Source organism: Bacteroides stercorirosoris (assembly GCF_900142015.1).
In the GTDB taxonomy this organism is placed as follows: domain Bacteria; phylum Bacteroidota; class Bacteroidia; order Bacteroidales; family Bacteroidaceae; genus Bacteroides; species Bacteroides stercorirosoris.
In genome coordinates, this window is sequence record NZ_FQZN01000012.1 from 76,620 (window position 1) to 97,123 (window position 20,504).

Consider the following 20,504-nt stretch of genomic DNA (forward strand, 5'->3'; position numbering starts at 1 on the left):
ATGTTTCTGTAATTTGTGATTATGAGGGGTGTCGATGGGCATCCCTCTTTTTTTTGCTATCAGCGCATGATAGTTGTATAATGGTGAGAAATTCGTTTACGCTTCTGGTTGTATCTAACTTTGTCCTAAAAGGTTAAGATATGGCAGTTCTAAAGATTTATAATGAGATTACTACAGAGGAAGATAAACAGTTCCTGAAGTGGTGCATGGGTATGGATGGAGTCTGTTTCAAGGATATTGATGAGTTTCTTTCCGGGATGGATGAGAAAGACAACGCTGTAGATATCCGCTTACACTGTGATGGTGGATCGGTTTCCGAGGGTTGGGCTATCTATGATAAGTTGCGGGCATCAGGGAAAGAGATTTCAGCTATAGTCGAGGGAAAGGTTGCATCAATGGCTACTATCATAATGATGGCAGCACCCAAAGAGCGGAGAAAGGCATATAAGAGCGCAAACATCTGTGTGCATAACCCGTGGGTTCCCAGTTATGCTTTGGGTGACTCATTGACAGCAGAAGATTTGAGGAAGAGCGCAGAAGGATTACAGAAAGAACAAGATAAGATGCTCGACCTCTATGTGGAAAGATGTGAATGTGATCGGGATGAGATGCAAGCTTTGATGAATGAAGATAAGTTCATAGATACAGATCGAGCTAAAGCATTAGGTATTATTTCGGAAATAATAGCCCCAGCGTCAGCTAAGAAGGGCTCTAATAACAATAATTTTAATAATATGGCTAAAACAGGAAATGTTGAGGTGAAACAGAACTTATTGGATAAGCTTCTGGGAAAGCTGGGTTACTCAAAGATTGAGGACGTGGCTTTAGGTATGGATTTGAGCACAGCCGATGGTGGAACGCTGACGGTTGAGAGAGATGAAGGTGAACCGCAGGTTGGAGATGCGGCCAGTCCTGATGGTGAGCATGTGATGCCCGATGGTGCTACTATCGTGGTAGTTGATGGAGCAATCACAGAGATCAAACCGGCGGCTTCTGGAGATGATGATGGTGGTGGAGATGGCGATGAAAAAGATCAGAAAATTGCCGAATTGGAAAAGAAAGTATCTGATCTGGAAGCTGAGAATGCTGAATTGAAAGAGAAATTAGGTGATTCGAATGCCAAAGCGAAGAGTGATTCTGAACTTGCAATTCTGAATGCTGTAAAGATGGCTGGAGGCGAGAAATGGCTTGCTAAGAATTGCAGTACATTCAAAGTGAAAGGACGTTCAGTGTCGGGAACTAATGCCAGCAGAAGCGCTGAAAGAGGTTCGGAAGAGACTCCGATGCAGAGAGAGATTCGTGAGAGAAAAGAAGGAGTGTATAACAAGAAAAAGTAAATTGACCTATGGCTAATTTTTTTGAGAACATCTCGGTGAACCCGAAAGATGTGCAGGATTTGAAAGAGTTGATTCCTCTTACCATTAATCAGGATGAGGATTTCAACAAGTATACCACCTTGAAAAAGGTGAAGAATGGTGATCCGGTAGCTTTTATCGGTGATATGGATGATGTCGGTGTTGAAGGTGGAGGATGTGACCCCGTATATCAGGAGGTTGGTATTGTGAACTCCCAGAAACGTTGGGAGTTGGGTAGCTGGAATATCCCTATCAAGATTTGTTATGAAGCGTTGAATGGGACTATTGCTGAATATACGTTGAAGACAGGTACAGAGATAGGTGATCTGACCTCTACGGAGTTTATGACCTACATCATCCGCCCGGCATTGGAAAGACAGATGATGAGAATGATCTGGCGATTTGGCTGGTTCGGTAACAAGGATGCAAAACACATTACAGATGGTGGTGTATTGACTGATGATGTGAAGAAGGAACTCTTTACTACTTGTGATGGTCTGTTTAAGAGAATCTTTACCCAATGTGCTGCAAATGCAAAACAGCTTACGGCTATTGCCGCCAATGCTAAAGCCACGTTTGCTGAACAGAAAGCTGCAATGCTGGTTCAGGGAGTTGCTACTGGAATAGTAGACACGATGTTAATGGATACAGATAGCCGTGTCACCGCTGATTCTGGTTCTATGATTATGATGACCAAGTACATGGCTGATGCCTTGCACTGGGATGTGAAGAAGACCTATCATGAACAAATGGAGTGGACCACGATCTTTGATGGATTCGACGTCGCAAAGTATGATGGAGTGAATATTGCCCGTATCTCCATTTGGGACAGATTTATCAGTGCCTATGAAAATAGCGGTACAAAATTAAATCTGCCTTATCGTATGGTATTCGGCAATGTCAAACAGTTCATGGTAGGTACAGATCAAGATGCCCTGATCTCAGACCTCGATGTTTGGTTTGAAAGGAAAGAGAGACGTAATTACATCTATGCACAAGGTAAGATGGGCACTTCCTTGCTTGAAGATGATATGTTCCACGCAGCTTATTAATAGAGATATGGCAGGAATTTGTGAGAGCTTATTGAAAGCTGATATTATCGTAGATTGTGATAATATCGTAACGAAGGGTTTTGAGGAGGATGGCATTATCATCAACCGCAAACATGTTGATTTTGCGAAGACAGTATTCGGTGATACGAAGAATGTGATTAAAACACTCGTTCTGAAAAAGGGAATGAAAGGATATTCAGTTGCATGTCCTGGATCAACTCCTTTCACTGGTACAAAAACGTCTTTGTCGAAAGGTACTTACAAGAATAAATGGGATAGTGAGCTTCCTATTGTAGTTCTTGATAATGGCCCAGAGGTCTGTGAGAATGTGATTGAAGGGTTAGCAAATGGTTCTTTTGTCGTGATTTTGAAGAATAAGCACAAGGGAGTAGACGGAAAGTCAGAATATCAGGTCTATGGTTATTATCAGGGCTTATCTGTGGAGACAGGCGAAAATGATAAGTATTCAGAAGATACGGATGGCGGTTGGTTGATTACCCTGAAAGAGACTGGTTCCCCGAAAGCTGCGATGTTCTATTTCAATACTGATGCAGAAACTACAGGAACACAGTTTGAGACTTTGAAAACTGCGGCAGCATGATGTATCAGGAGGCTTTACAGTTGGCCGATGAATTGAAAGCCCGGTTTGATACCGGGTTTTCTGCATCGGATAAAGAGAGCATTATGAAGGTCTATGTTGAAGTGCTGAGAAAGGATTTCAAGCGAACCAATTGCAATGATTGCTATCGTGATGCTTTGATAGAAGTATGTAATTATTTAAAACGAGAAAAGAAGATGAAAGAGAAATGTGCATATAGCCTATTGGCTGGAGTTATCATACAGGATTTTGAGAGTGGGAAAATATATACCAATGCTAACCTGACGGATGAAGCTGCGGAGAATTATTTGAAGAAGTTCCCGAAACAGATTCAGATGTTTGGTCAAAAGCCAGATAATTGGGAGGAACGAATAGGTAAGATTGTTCCGGAAGATTTGAATGAAGAACTTGTGTCCGAAATCGCTGAAAAGCTGAAAGAAGGTGTTACCAAAAAGCAGATCAGGGAAGATTACAAGGGGTATCTATTGGGAGAAAAGAAGCTCACCAATAAGCTGTTAGAGTCGTATTTGAAAGCAGCTTCAGAGAAAGCGGATAAGGTTGAAGATGATGATGAAAAATCAGAGGAGTAATGTATGAACGTAAAAACAGCAAAAAAGCCAGAGAGCCGTGTAGGCGTTAGTTACTCCCAACAGTTTAAGATGCAGACCTATGGTGAGGATAATTTATATCCGCAGAACCTTCTTGCCATAACGTCTGCATCCGGTACTGCAAAGCTTTGTCTTAACAGATATGCGAAGTTCATAGAGGGTTTTGGATTCAAAGATACAAATTTCTCTGAGTATGTCTTGAATAAAAAGGGGGACACAGCAGATACTATTCTGCATAATGTCTGTGAAGATATAGCGAGATTTAAAGGGTTCGCTCTTCATGTGAATTATAATGTATTCTGTCAGATCGTAGAAGTACAACATATCCCTTTTGAAAATTGCAGGTTAGAGGAAGAAGATGAGAATGGATATATAGGGCATATTCTAATACATCCAGATTGGAAGGGTAAAAAAACACGTAATGGAAAGGCGATCATGGTAACGAAAGATTCCGTTAAAAAAATATGTGTTTTCAATCCTAATCCGGATGTCGTACTGTCACAAGTAGAAGCTGCCGGAGGAATAGATCGATATGAAGGACAAGTTCTTTGGGTGTCATTGGATGGGCCGGGTGTCTACCCTACTCCAATTTATGATCCAGTGGTTACGGAGATGAGTACAGATGAGGGGTTGTCGAATGTCAAAAACAGGAATGTCCGCAATAATTTCCTCGTCTCATGTATGATTATCGCTAAGAAGGGAGTTCCATCGTTTGATAAAGATGGAAATGAAATCGACAGAAAGATGATCGCACCGGAAGATTTGAAAAAGTTCCAGGGAGATACCAACGGAAATAAGATTCTTCTGGTGGAGTTGGAAGATGATGAAGATGAACCCAAAGTTGTTGCTTTCCCGACAAAGAATTATGATAAAGACTTCACTGTAACAGATGAAAGTACAGTAGAACGGATATATGCCCAGTTTCATCAAGAGTTATTCTATTCGATTCGTATGGGTAAGCTTGGATTCTCTGGAGATGTTATGAGGGATGCTTATGAATATTATGCCGGTGAGGTGACAATTGAACAGCGATTCGTTGAAAGAGCTTTTGATACCATCTTTAAGCATTGGTATGAGGTTGCAAATCTATCATCTGATTTCGGATTACGTTCACTTAAATATATTGATTCAAATGAAACATCTATTAACAGCTGATAATTGGTCAGGGTATACAAGAATAGCCTCCAAGCATGTGGATGAGGAAGAGGTAGACACATTCATTGAAGAGTGTGAACAATTGTTTATTATTCCGGCGGTAGGTTCGGATATGTTTCTAAGGCTTGTAGGCGAAGATTTGGATGAGAACCTGTCGCTCTTATTGGAGGGCGGTGAATATGTCGATAAAGCCCAGAAAAAGCACGTTTTTAAGGGTATTCGTTACGCTTTAGCGTATTTCGTATATGCTAAGATGGCAAAGAATGATGGTGCTATGATTTCTCGCTCTGGATTCATGCAACACAATGATGAGTATGCGGCACGTATGGATGATAAAAACCGCGTGAATAAGTATAATGATTTGATGAATGTTGCTGAAAGTTATTTATCTGGTTCATTGGAGTTCTTGAAGACATGGGATAATGTGGAAGTGAAGCCGGTAAGAGGTTCAAGAGTTAGAATTATCGGCATAGGAGATTAACATGGACAATTTAGATGTATTAAAAAAGTTAGCTCTACAGGTACGTAATGCGTCTGTGGCTGGTGAAAATACGGCTGAGAGAGTTGGACGAATTCTCTCAGGGATTATTGAATTATTAACACAGGATGATCTTGAAGAGCTTAAAAAAATATTTCTTCGTAAAGATGAAATAGATAGTACTAACTATTTATTAGGCTTATTGGGTGGTGCCGTAGTGGAAAATGGCCTTATAGTTCGTCTGCCTAAGCAAAACGCCCCGGCCGCACTGATGAGCTGTTTGCTTGAAGAGGATGAAGACACGCTTATCGAAGAGGATGAGGATGCTTTGATGGAGATTGCTCCGGAGGAAGCGACCGGAGACATGACTCTTGGAGGGTTGATGAATGTTACCCCTGCCGCTGATGAAGTGGATGACAACGAGGATTATGTTATCGTAAAGCTCAAAGGTGAGTCCGAATGGACACTGTTACCTGCAAGCAGCATCGGTGGCGGTGGATCAGGCGTACAGCGGAATGTACTCATACAAAATGACCTTGACAGCCGTAATATATCAGCCAGTAAGGGTGAGCCTTGTCTCTTGAAGTTCACATTTGTCAGCCAGGAACGTTACGGAATAGGCGGAGACTACGAGAATACCGGTGAACGTGGCTTGTGCGAGATTTCCATCAAGAATACTGTCAATGCCGAGTTTACCGTTGTCAAACAGATGTACATCCAATCCGGATACAGTAATACGGTGGATGTGGCAGAGTTCCTGTCTTCAGGTTCCAATCAGATCATGATAAAAGTAACCGGTGAAATTACGGAAATGACCACCTCCGCTTTTGTCTATACCGTACAGTTGACTTCGCTCTCCATCGCTGCCGATAACTTCCGCTGGTGGACGGCATTTACAGGGGAGAACATCACAATCCCGTTAAATATCGGCGGCAATATATCTAAGACACTATACGTTACCATCACAGGGCCGGGTTATAATAAAAGCTATGACGTCGCATTGGGTACGGCTGTATATACCGAGACAGCCTATAACTATCAGCTTGCGCATCCGGACAAGTCAGGTATATTCAATGTGTCCATGTATGTGGCCAATAGTGACGGTAGCATCCGGACACGCACCATCTCTTATAATATCATTTGTGCTGTTACCGGAGATGCTGTCAAGTTGATCGCTATCAATAATGTGCTGGAGAAAGCAACGAACTGGTCAGAGAATGCTTTGTTTGATTACGCGATGTATGACGGGAGTAATGCCATTACTTCGGCTCAGTTTACCGTTAAGAAGGACGGATCGCATGTTTATTCGTCTCTTGATGACCGTATATCTACTTCCGCGAAGCATACGTTTTCCCTGCCGCTGGAAATTGAGACGATTGATAATGCCGACTTTGATATCGCTGTGAGCGTGACGGATGGAGGCACGGAATTGACGTCTTCCATGACTATTCCCGTCAATAATTCATTGGGCTTTTCTTCTGTTGCCGGAGCGGTCTTCTATATGAATCCCCGTACCCGTTCTAATAACCAAAGTAACTACCAATCCGTAGTTAATGAGATGACCGGAGAAGCTATTCCGGCAACTTGGCAGGGAATGAACTGGGGCAATGACGGCTGGACGTCTGATGCGGATATGAATAATGTTCTCCGGGTGATGGCATCAGCGAGGGTTGATATCGGGTATAAGGTGTTTGCCAAAGAGTCAGCCCGTGCAGGTAAGACGGTAGAGATAGACTATAAGACGGATAATGTGACGGACTTTAACCATCCTGTTATCCGTATGTCTTCCGATGGTGATTCTTTCGTGGGTCTGCGTGTATTTCCGGATAATGTCATTATGTACACGAATGCGCTGAAGACTACCGATAACCAGAGTATCAACCTTTTTGAAGGCAAGCGCCTGCGGCTGACACTGGTTATCATGCCTGATGCGTATGGCAATCCGGATTTCAATCTTTGTATCATCTATGTGAATGGTGTGAAGAACCGTGAATTCACCTACAAGAACAATGACTACTTCGCCCAAAACAGTGATATCGTTATCGGCTCCGACTATGCGGATGTTGATATCTATGGGATTCGTGTCTACGATTCCGCATTGACTTCTGAAGCCGTACTCCGTAACTATATCAATTGGCAGGTGGACAATACGGAGAAAACCCGTATTCAGGAGGATAATGACGTGATGGATGCCAACGGTTCCGAGATTGATTTCGAGAATGTGAAGGATCAGTTTAACGTAATGGTGTTCGACAATACATTTCCATCACTGTTCAACCCTAACAAGATGAAGGGCGTTTTAGAGGTCTTTTTCTCTGACCATCCTGAATGGAATGTCTCCATATCGAATGTCGAGGCCAAAGGACAGGGTACTTCTTCCATGCGTTATTGGCGTTGGAATGTCCGGTACACGCTGGACAAGAAGCTGTCTATCGTCACGGCAGCCGACGGCTCCACGAGCACGGGCGGTTGGTCGATGGTTCCGGCATTGGCGAAGGCTACGAAGATCACGGCCAAGAAGAACTTTGCTTCATCCATGCACTCGCACAAGGTCGGTTCTGTCAATTCTGTGGATGACCTGTATCGGGCTATGGGATATCTCAATGAGGCGATGCAGACTGAAAAGTACGCCAACGCCCGTGTAGCGGTGTATCAGCTTCCGTTCGTGGCGTTCGAGAAAAGCATCAATGACGAGGGCAAGGAAGTCTATACTTTCAGGGGGCTGTACACGATGGGACCGGATAAGGGGGATAAGAATACCTTCGGTCATGACTCTGACTTGTTTCCCGGCTTGCTTTCTATCGAGGGTTCGGATAACTCTCCGTTGTGTACCCTTTTCCGTGTGCCCTGGAGTAGCCGGATGCAATATAATGAGGAAGAAGAGGCATTCCAGTATAATGGTGCCAATTCATGGGATTATGGTGCCGGTGAGTTGGCCAATATCAGTAAGTGGATTCCGGCATACAATATCGCCTATCAGTGTAGTAACCGGCTGAAGCCTTTTAACGGCACACTGGCGGAGCTGAATGCACAGGTGGCGACCTATCGTAATGAACCTTATGAATTCTGGATAGCGAAGGCCGGTGACGCTAACTTATATAATGTCTACTATTACGAGGCGTCTGATGGCCGGTTCATAGCCTCCGATATCGGAGATGGTACCATCAATCTGAAGACGCAACTCAGTGCGTACCTGGCTGATGACCTGAGTCCGTTCACTTCCGACCAGTTGAATGAACTGTTCATCAATGCCCGCATCCAGAAGTTCCGTGCTGAAGCTCCGCAATATTGGGATATTGATGACGCTATCCTGCACCGGAACTGGGTTGAATTCCATGCCGGTACGGATAACCGGGCAAAGAATACCTACCCGTATTGCTTCGGCAATGCCGGAAGCAAATGGAAATGGCGGTATGATGACCTTGATACCATCTTTGACACTGACAACCAGGGACAGGCGAAGAAAGGCTACTATGTAGAGTTCCATGATGCCTATGACAATGGCGGTTCGGTCTGGAACGGTGAGACATCCAATTTCTGGAATCTTCTTGACCTAGCTTTCCCGGATGAGGTTTGGGCGGGTATGCGTAAGATGATGGCGGCGATGGAAGAGCTTTCCGGGGTGAAATCGGGTACCGATTTTGATAAACTGTATGCGTATTTTCAGAAATATTATTTTGCGCAGGCTCAGGAATATTTCCCGCAGAATCTTTATAATGCTGATGCCAAGTTTACGTATGAGGAATCAAAGTTGGCATACGACAAAGACCAATATACCAATGATACTGACCCTATTACGCAGTCATTGGGCGACCACTATACTGCCGAACAGCGATGGATAACCAAGCGCATCCTGTACATGATGAGTAAGTATTCGTTCGGATTATTCTCCGCTGACGGTACCGACAATATCACGGTACGCGCTGCGGGCAATACAATTCAATATGAATTGACACCGGCAATGGATTTGTACCCTGCCATCGCGAATGGTACAAGTATCATTCGCGGCACTCGTACCAAGGCCGGTGAGGTTTGCCGGATGTTGATCGAGTTGTCCGGCTCCGGTGACCAGCAGAATACGATCCAGGGTGCCTCGTACTTGCAGGATATTGGCGACTGGCATGATAAGAATGTGACCGGTTCCATGATTATACAAGGTAGGATGCTTCGTGATATCCGTCTGGGGCACGCTACTGAGCCTATTGTCATCTCTATTACGGCATTGACGCTTTCCAACTGTGTGAGCCTTCAACGACTTATCCTGTCCCGTATTTCGACATTGACAGGTACGCTCAGCCTGCTTTCCTGTACACATCTGAAGGAAATATATGCCGGTGGCACTTCCCTGACGCAGATTGTATTGCCGAAGGGCGGTGGATTGGAAACCATTGAATACAGTGAATACAATCAATACATCACCTTGCAGAATTATCCATTGCTGAAGAGCGAAGGCGTATTGATGGACTATTGCAAGGAGAAGGTGACGGACTTTCTGGTAGAGAATTGCCCGCTTCTGAAGCCGATGGAACTGCTGTCTGCCATTATTGAGGCGCAGCAATCACAAGGCACTAACCATGTGTTGAAGCACATTCGTGCGGTAGGCTTTGAAGAGGAGTATTACACTGCTGATGCACTTGATATGCTTGCAAATTTGGCAGACGGTACCTATGAAGGTTTGTCTGCTGAAGGGCTTGCCGGAGAGGAGCCAATTCCGGTGTTGGATGGTAAGATTACAGTACACTCAAAGTACTATCAGGACTCTGTGGATGAACTGAGAGAAATCTTTAACAGATTGGATTTAGTGATGGACGGTACACCAGCAATTAGGTTTGAAGACCCGGAGGTATTGCGGTTATTACTCACAGAGAAAGTCGGTAATTATCAGGAGATAGCAATTGATAGTGATGAAGATGGGATGTTGACTTATGAAGAGGTTGCAATACTCCCAACATTAACACAACGACGTGATGGCAACCAAAGTCTTTTTACTGGCAATACTGTGATAGAGACTTTCAATGAATTTCGTTTTTTTACAGGATTGGAGATGATAAACAGTGGTACATTTAGTGATTGTACATCTTTAAGAAAAGTTACATTACCAATTAATACAGCATTAGGAGATTCTGTTTTTGCGAATTCCGGAATAGAGAGAATCATAATTCCGGAGGGTTATCAGACCATAGGAAACAATTTGTGCGAAAAGGCATATCAATGTCGTTTGCTCGATATCCCAAGTACAGTTACCTCCATCGGAGCATCACTAATTTGGGGGCTGAACACTAATAATAGTAGCATGACAATAATTTGCCGTGCAAGTACACCTCCTAAGTTCGGTGGATTTTCAGGAACTCCCCAGGCTATATATGTGCCAGATACCAGTGTAGACGCTTATAAGTTAGTTTCTGGATGGAGCTCGCAGGCTGCGAAAATATATCCTCTATCAACTTATGTGGAACCTTGATAAATAGGCTTTCCGGAGCACTATGAAAAGATAGATGCTCCGGAAATACCTCAGCCTTAATAATCCTTCGTATAAGACGACAGCGGCTTAATTCTTGACGCCATGTTTGACCATCCGGAAGCCGACTTATAAGTATCTACTACGGAATCTGGCACGTAGAAGATACAATTATCCGTCTTGTAGAATGAATTATATCCCAATGTTGGTGGCGTTTCCTGAAGAATAATCATTTCTGTTAAATTGGGGCAATTTGCAAAAGCCCCATTTCCAGTATATACAGGTACAATGTTTGCACGATTAATAATTCTTTTCAATGAGATACAACCATCAGTTAAGCCATATCCAATAGTGGTCACAGTTGCCGGTATATCCAATTCCTCCAGCGAGATGCAATCATGGAACATATTACCTTCCATTTTTGTCATATCGGATGGCAAAGTAATATTACGCAAAGAAGAACATCCGTCAAACATATAGCCTGTCTTATATTGTGACAAGCCGGATATTGATGTTGGAAGTTCAACTTCCTCCAGTGCGGAACACCCGGCAAACATATAGGATGTAAAAGAACCATTATCTCCGATTGATACTTTTCGAAGAGAAGTGCAACCTCTAAATATCGCTGAATCTCCATTCAAGGCTTTCCAATTTAATAATTTTAGAGCAGAAGCATCAACAAGGTCGGTATTCCAGCGAAACTGAGCATCAACAGTTCTGTTAACTGATGCTTCTTCCTCTGTTATAAATCCATCTTCGTCAGTATCCCAAAGAGAATTTACAATCGCCTTAAATACTGGATCAGCCATATATATTGCCGGTTCCCCATTCATTACCAACTCCAATCTGGCAAAAGTATTCCTCAGAGAATCGACGAAGTCCTGATAGAACGCAAAAAGCTATTCCAAAAGGTTCTATATGCCAGCATTTATTTATCTGATAGATAATTAGTATCTCATAGTTGTGTGTTATTTTATTATTTCCTATCTTTGTATCAACCAAGAGCTTAGTGGCAACTTCTGTTGTCGCCAAGCTCTTTTTTTATGCTATCATTTGGTGATATTGGAAAGTTGTAAATCAACAACTTATTTGATTTCGTCTGATGTACATTTGTGCAATGTCCGACAAAGGAATGGTTCATAGTATATTTTAAATTAAATACAGATTGAAATGGCAATATTAAGTACAGCTAAGATTGTAGGCATGCTTGCTTCGGCAAAGAAGACAGGCAGGCAGGTGATGAATGCGGCCGGTGAATGGGTGGCAGAAGTGGTGGAAGACTTCACGTCCGGATTTGCAGGTTATGGGTGGAAGATATGGGAATATGTGAAAGGAAAATGGATGCTTGAGATTGATTCCATCCGCGTGCGTGAACAGTTTATCGTGTTCGAGATGCTGGTAAGCAAGATGCGTGCGATAATCGGGTCTTTAGGTATCAGCCAGGCATGTGGTAAGATAGCTACTGTTACTCTCTCCGAAGACGGCACTGAATACCTCATCACGTTGGAGGATGAGACTATGAGCTTTGTCGCTCATGACTTTATGCGGTGTCAGACTTACTCTGGAACTAAACAAACTTTCTATCACGTCGAGATATCCTCTGTAGTGGACGATGTGATCCATGTGCCGGTATCGGAGTTCGATAAAGACGGAGAGGGTAATGTCATCAATCCTCCTGAACCGGGAAACGATATTGTTCAGTTCGGCAACTCTGTGAATAAGAATCGCCAATCGGCTATCTATATTCATGCTGACGAAAGCGGACAGCCTGCCATCGACATCATGTTCGATATTGACAGTAAGGACTGGACCGGTAAGATTAAGACGCGTCTTGGCGGCGATATTCCCGGTGGAGATGGTGCCCGTGGATTTTACTGCGAAAACGGCATGATTAAGGGTACGGATTCCAGCGGACATACGGTCTATTGTATTCATCCTGACGGATCAGCTGAATTTGGTGACGGTTCCGCTCAATTCAACCGTGACAAGTCGGGTTATCTTGCAGGGGGTGCTATATCGTGGCGATGGGATGCAGACAAGAAAAAGTATGTGTGCACGATGGGAGATGTGATCCTTAGCTGGGACAATCTTTCTGATGAAGTAAAAGAGAACCTGAAAGGTGCTGATGGAAAGGATGCCGTTCTATTGCAGATTGAATTCTATATGAACGGAATTCAAGTTCAAAATATTCCGTGTGATATTCATTCTAATGCGATTGGAGGTAATACGCTTACAGCCAATCTATACCGCATTAGTGGAGATGCCAAGGAAGGCTATTCCTGTGGTAAATGGATTGTTCACTATGTGAAAGATGGCGTCACCGTATCTACAAAGCTATATACAGGATTTATGGGTCCCAAACCTACTTCTATAGATATTCCACTTGATGAGTCATCGGTATACGATAGCGTCGTAGTGCAGGCGTATAAAGATACTGGCATCGAAACAATAACCATTGGCTCAATCTCTAAGGTAATGGCTAATGTTCCGGATTGGCTTGTAGGGTGGGACACGAACAAAGTGCAGATAGGTAGTAATTATATGATTAGCCCGAAGCTGTTCACTGGGAAGAATACCGGAACGGCTGAGAAACCAGTTTTGACAGGCATCGTGCAAGGTGATAAGTGCATCACTATAGATGGTGTAGAACGCTCCGGTATCTTTGCTTTGGTTGAAAATGAAGTAGTATTTGAGCTTGATCCTGAAAATGGAAAATATGAATTTAACGGCAAGGTGTCAACGTCTAAAAACGGAAAACGTATAGAACTTGATGCCGAGAATGCATCAGTACTAATGTATGATGCGAGTAATAATCTGGTCGGGGAAATATATTTTGGCGATGGAACGGATGCTGGATTCGAGAGTTTATACAATATCCCGTATATGAGACTAAAGTGTATAGAAGACCAAATAGAAAAGGCCAGTTTAGTAGTTTCTCCTATATCATTTGTAATGAGTATGGATAAAAGTGTGCTTGGAGATACACATGGTTGCGGTCTGATATTGATGCCACATATCGGTCTTGTCGTTAACAGAAGGGATGGAACGACATCTACTTATGGATAGTGCCTAAAAAATCCCGTCCAGCTTTCACAAGCCGGACGGGATAACGACAAAATACTAAGACCTTAACGGTCTTATGCGATAGCAAAGGTAGTATTAATAATTAAAATAGTGAAAGGAAAATGAAAGATGTATTAGATTTCTTACATGCGTTGGATTTGACTAACCTATATCGTCATATCGGGGTGACATTGATGTGCTGGTTGGTAATGTTTGTATCTGTACTGATTGATATGTGGGATGGCGTGCAGACTGCGAGAGTGATGAAAGAGAAGGTTGACAGTAAGGGGTTGCGTAGAACCTTTGCCAAGGCTGGTGACTATTGGCGTATGATGCTGTTTGGATTGATGTTCGACACGTTGGGATTACTCTTTACTTGGTATGTATTACCATACATGACGATGATTATCACAGTTGGCGTATTGATTATCGAGTTTCGGAGCGTATGGGAACATAATAAGAGGAAGCGTAGCCATGCGGCAGAGTTACCCGGTGTGATAGCCAATATAGTTAAATGTGCATCGGAGAAAGACGCTTTGGAATTAATCAAGAAAATAAAGGAGGTGCAGAAATGAGTATTAGAGATTATTTCGACGTTCAGGAACTTGTATGCAAACATGTGTATAATAAGTTCGGTGATAATGCTTGGCAGTTCTTCGATGATCGATTGCTGGAGACATTACTTGTTATTCGGGAAAGACTGGGTAAGCCTATTCATGTCAATAATTGGCAGATTGGAGGTAATCTCACCCAGCGGGGACTTCGTTGCAATGTATGTAGTCTCGTGGCCGAGAAGACGAGACTTGAAAAGGTCTATATGTCAGCCCATGGACAGGGCACGGCGATTGACTTTGACGTTAAGGGTATGATTGCGTTAGAGGTCAGGAACTGGATAAAGGCTAATCAGATTCTTTTGCCTTATCCTATCCGACTTGAACAGGATGTCACTTGGGTGCATCTGGATATGAGGAATGACGGGAAGAAAGGTAAAGTGGTTTACTTTAAAGGATGAAACTATGAAAAAGCTGCCTTGGATATTAGTTGTATTGCTGGTGATAGCTTGTGTGGTTACTTGGTTCAGTTCGCACGAGCCTCTCCCGGCAGAAATACGTACCGAAACGAAAGTAAATACAGTAGTCAAGGTTGATACTTTGCTTATCTCTGCGCCTATGGCTCCTCTGTTAGTTTTCCAGCTAACAGACACTATTCGCATTGGTGATACGGTCGTTTATCGTGAGCAAGCGTATTATGAGGATAGTCTTTATCGGGCATGGGTGAGTGGATATCGTCCGAGGTTGGACAGTCTGATGGTATTTCCCAGGATGGTGTATCAGACAGTGACTAATGATATTTATCATACTATTGTGCCGAAGAAGAAGCGTCGGGGATTGGGGGTACAGGTTGGGTATGGAATACCGGGTGGTTGGTATGTCGGTATCGGAGTGAGTTGGAACATTTTTATGTGGTAATTTGGAAATTTATTTGTAGTTGATTATATTTGCATCACAAATAGAGTTCTTTGTATCTTTATGTGGTTGGGTAATGTTGGTTTATTGCCTTCCTTTTTGTTAGCAGTATCAGTAATGATAACTGCATTTCAAGTTATTGAATCATTAAACAAATTAATTATGGAGGAAAGGCTTATGAAAAATATAATCTCAATTTTATTCAATAAAAGAGTGTGGAATCTGGGGTGGTAGTAAAATCTGCATTATCTGTACATAAAGAGAACTATTTATATAATAGAGGGACTAGATTCCACCTCACCAGAAAATAATCTTTCTACATATGAAGGCAGCTTATTCGGCTGCCTTTTTCTTACCTTTGCTAAAAAAATAGGAATATGGCATACAATTATGATGAAGAAAGCGTGAAAGCCCTAATTAATTGGGCTGAAACTACGCAATTACCCCAAGAGGTTACATTGAGTGCTGCGGAACATATTACTGACACTAGTATTTATGTTCGTGCGAATATCAATGATATTAAGCAGCACTATCCTGATACTTTCTACAATGCAGCGATTGACAGGTTGTATCGGTTAAAGGAATTTGTAGAAGGGACGGCAGAATAAGCTGTCCTTTATTTCTTTGTGCAAAGAAGGCAGCCTAATGACTGCCTTCCGGAATACCAAAGTTCATCAGCACATTTCAACAATCCCGTTTGGTATTCTGCTGTAGTTACTGACGAGCTTTGAAAAAGTTTAGTCCGGGCACAAAAAATCCCCGTAGCGGCTCAACTACGGGGATAGAGTGTCAAATAACAAAAATATCAATACGAGATATTAAGTGAGCCTATTTTTTTAGAAATGTCTTGCAAAGCATTATTGAATGTTTGCAATTCTTCGTTTGTAAAACGGGCAGGTTTCCCGTTTACTATATTCCCATTTAATCTTTGATAAAGCCATGCCCGGCTCTTATTAAAATACTTCTTTGCCAAATAGCTAAGGGAAACAATCTCTGCAACTTCTTGCAATTGCAGTTTTATTGCATTTTCTTCAATAACATTCAACTCCTTATCAATGTTCTGTAGGCGTTCAGACACAAAGTCTGCAATAACTTTTTTGTCTTCTTCTGAGTTGTACCGTGATGCTATATCTCTCACTTTATCGTAGAACTCCGGTGAATCTGTGCCTAATAATGGCTTTAGAGTTAGTAATTCTTCTTTTAGTGTCATAAGTTTATAGTTTTATGCCATCCCCGTAGGGATGGCTTGTTTTTACTTCTTTTTTTCTAACTCTGCTAAGATTTTGTCTATTGTAAGTATCCGGTCTAATCTTTTATCTATTTCCTTTTCTTGGTTCGTCCCGGTCACTTCTGAAATAAATCTTAGCTGGTCTAGCTCTTTTTTAAGGAATGCCCTCTGTATTAGCAGGTCCTTTTTAATTTGTTCATTACTCATATTGTTACTTTTGTTATTTGACATGACAAAGATAATAATCGTTTGGTTATTACGCAAGCTTTTTAGTGATTATTTTTTCTTTTATACCTTATTATATGTGCGACTTACATCATCATCATCTGCATCTGATTCCGCATTTCAATGAATGGCTTGAATACTTCCGGGTCATTTACATAGTCAATAACCCGGCGTATAGCTGCATCTGCCTGGTACTGTTTTACTCGTACGTATGAATTGATGGTAATTCCGGTTTTGATGGAATGCCCGAGACAGTACTCTATAATAGGATAGGGAATGCCTATCTCTGCTGCAAATTGCGCAAAGGTTTTGCGGGCAGAGTAATAAGTGAGGCTACCTTTGATATTTAATTCCTTAGCTAGAAGCTTGAGGCATTTATTGATATATCGCTGTAGATTTCCTACTGTATATTTATAGTCGAATTTGATATAGCCATTCTTTACATATTTGTTTAGAATGGTTGCAGCCTCCGGACAAATACTAATAGTTATCTGACGATTCTTTTTCTTATGCTCACTACTCTTCTGACGTACATAGCTGATTTCTTTTTCTGAAAAGTCAATCTGTATAAGGTCAGCGAAGTTCATTCCACCGAGATAAAAAGAAAGAAGAAACATGTCTTTAGCCAAATCTAATTGTCGACTGTATGATACATCTGTACTTATTATCTTTCTAACAGCTTCCACAGGGATATCCAATTCTCTTGGTTCCGGAGTAGGTATTTTGGTATAAGCAAATGGGTGCTTATCGCACCGGATCAAGCCAAGTTTAATAGCTTCATTAACACGTGCCTTGATTTGACTTAATCGTATTTGTCTTCCACCATCCGTATGACCATGTATTTTCATCCATCGGTCAAAATGTTCTATCGTTATATGATTCATCAGTACCATTGGAACATCCCCTTCGGCCGCCTCAAATACTTTCATTGTATCTTCCAGCATCTTTGCATGGCTTTCTTTACCTTCTTCTTTTTTCTCCTTTATTCGCTGGCGCATGAACTCATTAAAGGTGCGAACATCTGGTGCTGCTTTATCCTGCTGAGTAAGAATAGCTTTTAGCTGTTTAGCCGAATAATACTCATAATTGTCTATGTATTGGAGTCGGTCTTTGTACTTTTTCAGTTCAAAGAGCAGGCGTTTGTTTATCATCGTTGCATCATTACGAGCAACGACTTTACCCTCGTACCATTGACAAGCATCGTCAAGCTGATACTCTGTTTTAATATACTCTTTGTCATTTTTGACTGAGATACGGATAAAGACAGGGTATTTCCCTGCCTTAGTAGGCTTGGCTGATAAAATGGTTAATGCTAATGTTGCCATAAACTATAAGTTTTAAAAGACACTGTTTTTCCACTGTTGGTGGCTTTCGGGTGGGAAATAGTATCTTTTTTTTATAGCCATTTGGCTGAGGAAAGGTAAAATAAAAGGCTGATTATCAATTAATTATAATCAGCCTTTTCTGTGATTCCGTTGCGATTCGAACGCAAGACCCACGCCTTAGAAGGGCGTTGCTCTATCCAGCTGAGCTACGGAACCATCCTTAATTGCGGTGCAAAGGTACGTTTTTTTGTGAAAACAGCAAAGATTTTACGCATAAAATATTCACAAAACAATCAATTTTATATCCGAACTAATGCTATAACCCTAACGGTAAACCAGTTACATACCACAAAACAAATAGCATTGTCCATGCCAATAATATGTAAAGAGAATACCTCCACGTATATTTCAATAGAGAACCATAAGTGGCTCGCTTGTCATACTGTTGCATATAAGTAAGGATAAGGGGCATATAGAACATGAAAGGGGTAATTGCATTTGTGGCACTGTCACCAATACGGTAAGCGCATTGCACCATATCAGGAGAAATGCCCATTCCGGCGAAAACCGGAACAAAGATAAAAGACATAAAAGTCCACTTGGCAGTGGCAGATACCATAATGAGATTGACAAGAGCTGTGAAGAGGATAAACAAAATCAATATCCACAAGCTTCCGAGGCGAATGGACGAAAGCATATCTGCACCCATAATGGCAATACATTTGTCCAAATGAGAATATTCAAAACAAGCAAACATCTGGGCAGCAAAAAAAGCAATCACAAAGTATACGCCCAATAGCTTCATAGGCTGGGTAAGTCCTTCAATTACATCTCCATCCGTACGGTAACGACCGGAAGCAAAGCCATAAACCATTCCCATAAGTCCGATGCCAAAAGAAAGCAAGAATAAAATTCCTTCTATAAATGGAGAACGGATTAGACCTCCGTTGACGCTACGCAGAATACCCCACGACGAGAAAGTGGCAAAAAGGATTACCACTGTATAAATCACCCCGACCGATATCGCACCTACCATAGCACGACGCTCTTTACGGGAAAGCTGTTTATAACCATTAAAACGAATACTGCCCACATATTCGCCTAAAGCCGGAAGTAAGTTACGACGAGTTATCTGATAAATAATGAAAGCTAATAAAAATGTAGAAACAATCAGAAAATAATAATTGCATAAAGGACCTACATTTCCTAATGTCACATTCGCTATATCCGCAGCTTTCTGGGTGCTGGCAGCAAGCATAGGATCCAGTGTACTTAACAGTACATTGGCGCTATATCCGCACGAAACGGAAACATATGCTGTAATAATACCTCCAACTGGGTGTAATCCCACCGAATGGAATAAAGTAGCCGCAATCGGCAGCAAAATTATGTACCCTGCATCTCCTACTACATTGGAGAGGAGTCCTAAGAAGATGACTAATATCACCATGCGCCACGGATTATGTTTGCGCCGTGCTCCATTCCGGATACAGGCATCAATAAAACCAGAATGCTGTGCCACACCGATGCCAAACATTGCTACAATTACCAATCCCAGCGGAGCAAATCCTGTGAAATTAGTGACGACATGCCGTAATAGCCAACGAATACCTTCCGGACTAAGCAAACTCTGTACTCGTATCTCCTCCCCTGTTTGCGGTTGAAATACGCTTAAGCCATATATGTCAAATATCCATGACAAGACAATGACAGTCAGCGTCAACAGGAAAAACATGGTTGCCGGATGCGGCAGACGCCATTTGCTATTCATCATCCGCTTCCAAATTATCAATGTCAAGAATACGGAGTTCCAGAGCACGCACCACTAAGCGGGTTGCATTTACTCCTACCCGCTCTCCTTGTGGAAACAAACGGTTTACCAAATCATTCTGGCGCTTCTCCAAAGACTTAACGCCGAAAGGCATACCCTTCAGATTAGCAATCATATCTTTCGTATACCCCAAAGCCAGATGACGCAGAAAGCGTTCGTCATATTCATCAATATCATAACTGATAACAGCTTCCTGACGTTTTGCATCATTCGCTACGGATTGCTTGAAACGGTCTACTATCTTTTCCAGAATAGGATAATTGAACACCAGTTTCTTTCCGTCCATCACAGCCTGTACATCTGTTTTTGTGAGCAATTCCCCGGTTTTTAGGATGATGCCGTCAGCACCTGCATTCAGCACATCCACCCAAAGCTTTTCATTCAGAATCTCTCCGGTGAATATCAGCACGTGTACACCCGGATAACGTTTGAAAATATTCCGGCAGATATCCACACCAATCGTAGTGGAACCACCTAAACCTAAATCCAGCAAAACAAGATCCGGTATTCCGGTTTCCATCAGTGCCCAGAATTCATTTTCGGTCATGGCCGTACCGATTACTTCTGCATTCGGGATTTCATGACGGAAGATTTCTTCCGTCCCTTTCAGTTCCAGCTTGACATCTTCTACAATAATGACTTTGAATTTTTTGTCTTCCATA

General features: G+C 42.2%; 18 protein-coding genes and 1 tRNA gene. 12 read left to right on the forward strand and 7 right to left on the reverse strand.

The window, feature by feature from the left end:
* The first annotated feature begins 140 nt into the window (after nt 1-140).
* The 7 genes from BUC01_RS10665 to BUC01_RS10695 are packed head-to-tail and all read left to right on the forward strand — an operon-like array spanning nt 141 to nt 10,707.
* Complete coding sequence (locus BUC01_RS10665; protein WP_025831305.1) at nt 141-1,337, forward strand: ATP-dependent Clp protease proteolytic subunit; 1,197 nt, start codon at nt 141-143, stop codon at nt 1,335-1,337.
* A gap of 8 nt (nt 1,338-1,345) precedes the next feature.
* A complete protein-coding gene (locus BUC01_RS10670) occupies nt 1,346-2,407 on the forward strand; it encodes a hypothetical protein (RefSeq protein ID WP_025831304.1) in 1,062 nt (353 codons plus the stop codon).
* A 7-nt stretch (nt 2,408-2,414) separates the two neighbouring features.
* Nucleotides 2,415-3,008 (forward strand): hypothetical protein, encoded by a 594-nt coding sequence (locus BUC01_RS10675; protein ID WP_025831303.1) that lies wholly within the window; start codon nt 2,415-2,417, stop codon nt 3,006-3,008.
* Nucleotides 3,005-3,595, forward strand: coding sequence for a hypothetical protein (locus tag BUC01_RS10680; protein WP_025831302.1), 591 nt, complete (start codon nt 3,005-3,007; stop codon nt 3,593-3,595). The genes BUC01_RS10675 and BUC01_RS10680 overlap by 4 nt, the downstream gene beginning before the upstream one ends.
* 3 nt (nt 3,596-3,598) lie before the next feature.
* The gene (locus tag BUC01_RS10685; protein WP_025831301.1) at nt 3,599-4,768 is read left to right on the forward strand and encodes a hypothetical protein; all 1,170 of its coding nucleotides are present in this window, start codon (nt 3,599-3,601) and stop codon (nt 4,766-4,768) included.
* Entirely contained in the window at nt 4,746-5,249 is a 504-nt protein-coding gene (locus tag BUC01_RS10690) for a DUF6712 family protein (protein ID WP_073313704.1), read from the forward strand. The genes BUC01_RS10685 and BUC01_RS10690 overlap by 23 nt, the downstream gene beginning before the upstream one ends.
* Nucleotide 5,250: 1 nt before the next feature.
* The gene (locus tag BUC01_RS10695) at nt 5,251-10,707 is read left to right on the forward strand and encodes a leucine-rich repeat domain-containing protein (RefSeq protein ID WP_073313705.1); all 5,457 of its coding nucleotides are present in this window, start codon (nt 5,251-5,253) and stop codon (nt 10,705-10,707) included.
* Nucleotides 10,708-10,763: 56 nt separating this feature from the next.
* Here the strand turns inward: BUC01_RS10695 and BUC01_RS10700 are convergent, their stop codons facing one another.
* Complete coding sequence (locus BUC01_RS10700) at nt 10,764-11,513, reverse strand: leucine-rich repeat domain-containing protein (protein WP_073313706.1); 750 nt, start codon at nt 11,511-11,513, stop codon at nt 10,764-10,766.
* 361 nt (nt 11,514-11,874) lie between these two features.
* On the opposite strand from BUC01_RS10700, the gene BUC01_RS10710 reads away from it, so the two are divergent.
* The 5 genes from BUC01_RS10710 (at nt 11,875) to BUC01_RS10730 (ending at nt 15,841) form a co-directional block, all read left to right on the forward strand.
* The gene (locus BUC01_RS10710; RefSeq protein WP_025832671.1) at nt 11,875-13,770 is read left to right on the forward strand and encodes a hypothetical protein; all 1,896 of its coding nucleotides are present in this window, start codon (nt 11,875-11,877) and stop codon (nt 13,768-13,770) included.
* 119 nt (nt 13,771-13,889) lie between these two features.
* On the forward strand, nt 13,890-14,342 hold the full coding sequence (locus BUC01_RS10715) for a phage holin family protein (protein ID WP_025832670.1): 453 nt from the start codon (nt 13,890-13,892) through the stop codon (nt 14,340-14,342).
* On the forward strand, nt 14,339-14,779 hold the full coding sequence (locus tag BUC01_RS10720) for a hypothetical protein (protein ID WP_025832668.1): 441 nt from the start codon (nt 14,339-14,341) through the stop codon (nt 14,777-14,779). Before BUC01_RS10715 ends, BUC01_RS10720 begins: the two co-directional genes overlap by 4 nt.
* Before the next feature lie 4 nt (nt 14,780-14,783).
* Complete coding sequence (locus BUC01_RS10725; protein WP_025832667.1) at nt 14,784-15,236, forward strand: DUF6808 domain-containing protein; 453 nt, start codon at nt 14,784-14,786, stop codon at nt 15,234-15,236.
* A 374-nt stretch (nt 15,237-15,610) separates the two neighbouring features.
* Entirely contained in the window at nt 15,611-15,841 is a 231-nt protein-coding gene (locus tag BUC01_RS10730; protein ID WP_025832665.1) for a DUF6965 family protein, read from the forward strand.
* A 197-nt stretch (nt 15,842-16,038) separates the two neighbouring features.
* Here BUC01_RS10730 and BUC01_RS10735 read toward each other — a convergent pair whose 3' ends face one another.
* The 6 genes from BUC01_RS10735 to BUC01_RS10760 form a co-directional block, all read right to left on the reverse strand.
* Complete coding sequence (locus BUC01_RS10735; RefSeq protein WP_025832664.1) at nt 16,039-16,443, reverse strand: DUF5053 domain-containing protein; 405 nt, start codon at nt 16,441-16,443, stop codon at nt 16,039-16,041.
* A gap of 42 nt (nt 16,444-16,485) precedes the next feature.
* Nucleotides 16,486-16,668 (reverse strand): hypothetical protein, encoded by a 183-nt coding sequence (locus BUC01_RS10740; RefSeq protein ID WP_025832662.1) that lies wholly within the window; start codon nt 16,666-16,668, stop codon nt 16,486-16,488.
* Between the two features lie 104 nt (nt 16,669-16,772).
* Nucleotides 16,773-18,011, reverse strand: coding sequence for a phage integrase SAM-like domain-containing protein (locus BUC01_RS10745; protein WP_025832660.1), 1,239 nt, complete (start codon nt 18,009-18,011; stop codon nt 16,773-16,775).
* Nucleotides 18,012-18,153: 142 nt separating this feature from the next.
* Nucleotides 18,154-18,227, reverse strand: a tRNA-Arg gene (locus tag BUC01_RS10750).
* Between the two features lie 100 nt (nt 18,228-18,327).
* Nucleotides 18,328-19,782, reverse strand: coding sequence for an AbgT family transporter (locus BUC01_RS10755; RefSeq protein ID WP_025832658.1), 1,455 nt, complete (start codon nt 19,780-19,782; stop codon nt 18,328-18,330).
* A complete protein-coding gene (locus BUC01_RS10760; protein WP_025832656.1) occupies nt 19,775-20,503 on the reverse strand; it encodes a DUF5932 domain-containing protein in 729 nt (242 codons plus the stop codon). The genes BUC01_RS10755 and BUC01_RS10760 overlap by 8 nt, the downstream gene beginning before the upstream one ends.
* Between the last annotated feature and the right edge of the window lies 1 nt (nt 20,504).

Coding starts and splice junctions, on each gene's coding strand:
- BUC01_RS10735 (WP_025832664.1), bottom strand. CDS start 16,443: ATGACACTAAAAGAAGAATTACTAACTCTAAAGCCATTATTAGGCACA.
- BUC01_RS10670 (WP_025831304.1), top strand. CDS start 1,346: ATGGCTAATTTTTTTGAGAACATCTCGGTGAACCCGAAAGATGTGCAG.
- BUC01_RS10720 (WP_025832668.1), top strand. CDS start 14,339: ATGAGTATTAGAGATTATTTCGACGTTCAGGAACTTGTATGCAAACAT.
- BUC01_RS10745 (WP_025832660.1), bottom strand. CDS start 18,011: ATGGCAACATTAGCATTAACCATTTTATCAGCCAAGCCTACTAAGGCA.
- BUC01_RS10665 (WP_025831305.1), top strand. CDS start 141: ATGGCAGTTCTAAAGATTTATAATGAGATTACTACAGAGGAAGATAAA.
- BUC01_RS10685 (WP_025831301.1), top strand. CDS start 3,599: ATGAACGTAAAAACAGCAAAAAAGCCAGAGAGCCGTGTAGGCGTTAGT.
- BUC01_RS10755 (WP_025832658.1), bottom strand. CDS start 19,782: ATGAATAGCAAATGGCGTCTGCCGCATCCGGCAACCATGTTTTTCCTG.
- BUC01_RS10700 (WP_073313706.1), bottom strand. CDS start 11,513: ATGGCTGATCCAGTATTTAAGGCGATTGTAAATTCTCTTTGGGATACT.
- BUC01_RS10725 (WP_025832667.1), top strand. CDS start 14,784: ATGAAAAAGCTGCCTTGGATATTAGTTGTATTGCTGGTGATAGCTTGT.
- BUC01_RS10715 (WP_025832670.1), top strand. CDS start 13,890: ATGAAAGATGTATTAGATTTCTTACATGCGTTGGATTTGACTAACCTA.
- BUC01_RS10740 (WP_025832662.1), bottom strand. CDS start 16,668: ATGAGTAATGAACAAATTAAAAAGGACCTGCTAATACAGAGGGCATTC.
- BUC01_RS10675 (WP_025831303.1), top strand. CDS start 2,415: ATGGCAGGAATTTGTGAGAGCTTATTGAAAGCTGATATTATCGTAGAT.
- BUC01_RS10760 (WP_025832656.1), bottom strand. CDS start 20,503: ATGGAAGACAAAAAATTCAAAGTCATTATTGTAGAAGATGTCAAGCTG.
- BUC01_RS10710 (WP_025832671.1), top strand. CDS start 11,875: ATGGCAATATTAAGTACAGCTAAGATTGTAGGCATGCTTGCTTCGGCA.
- BUC01_RS10695 (WP_073313705.1), top strand. CDS start 5,251: ATGGACAATTTAGATGTATTAAAAAAGTTAGCTCTACAGGTACGTAAT.
- BUC01_RS10690 (WP_073313704.1), top strand. CDS start 4,746: ATGAAACATCTATTAACAGCTGATAATTGGTCAGGGTATACAAGAATA.
- BUC01_RS10730 (WP_025832665.1), top strand. CDS start 15,611: ATGGCATACAATTATGATGAAGAAAGCGTGAAAGCCCTAATTAATTGG.
- BUC01_RS10680 (WP_025831302.1), top strand. CDS start 3,005: ATGATGTATCAGGAGGCTTTACAGTTGGCCGATGAATTGAAAGCCCGG.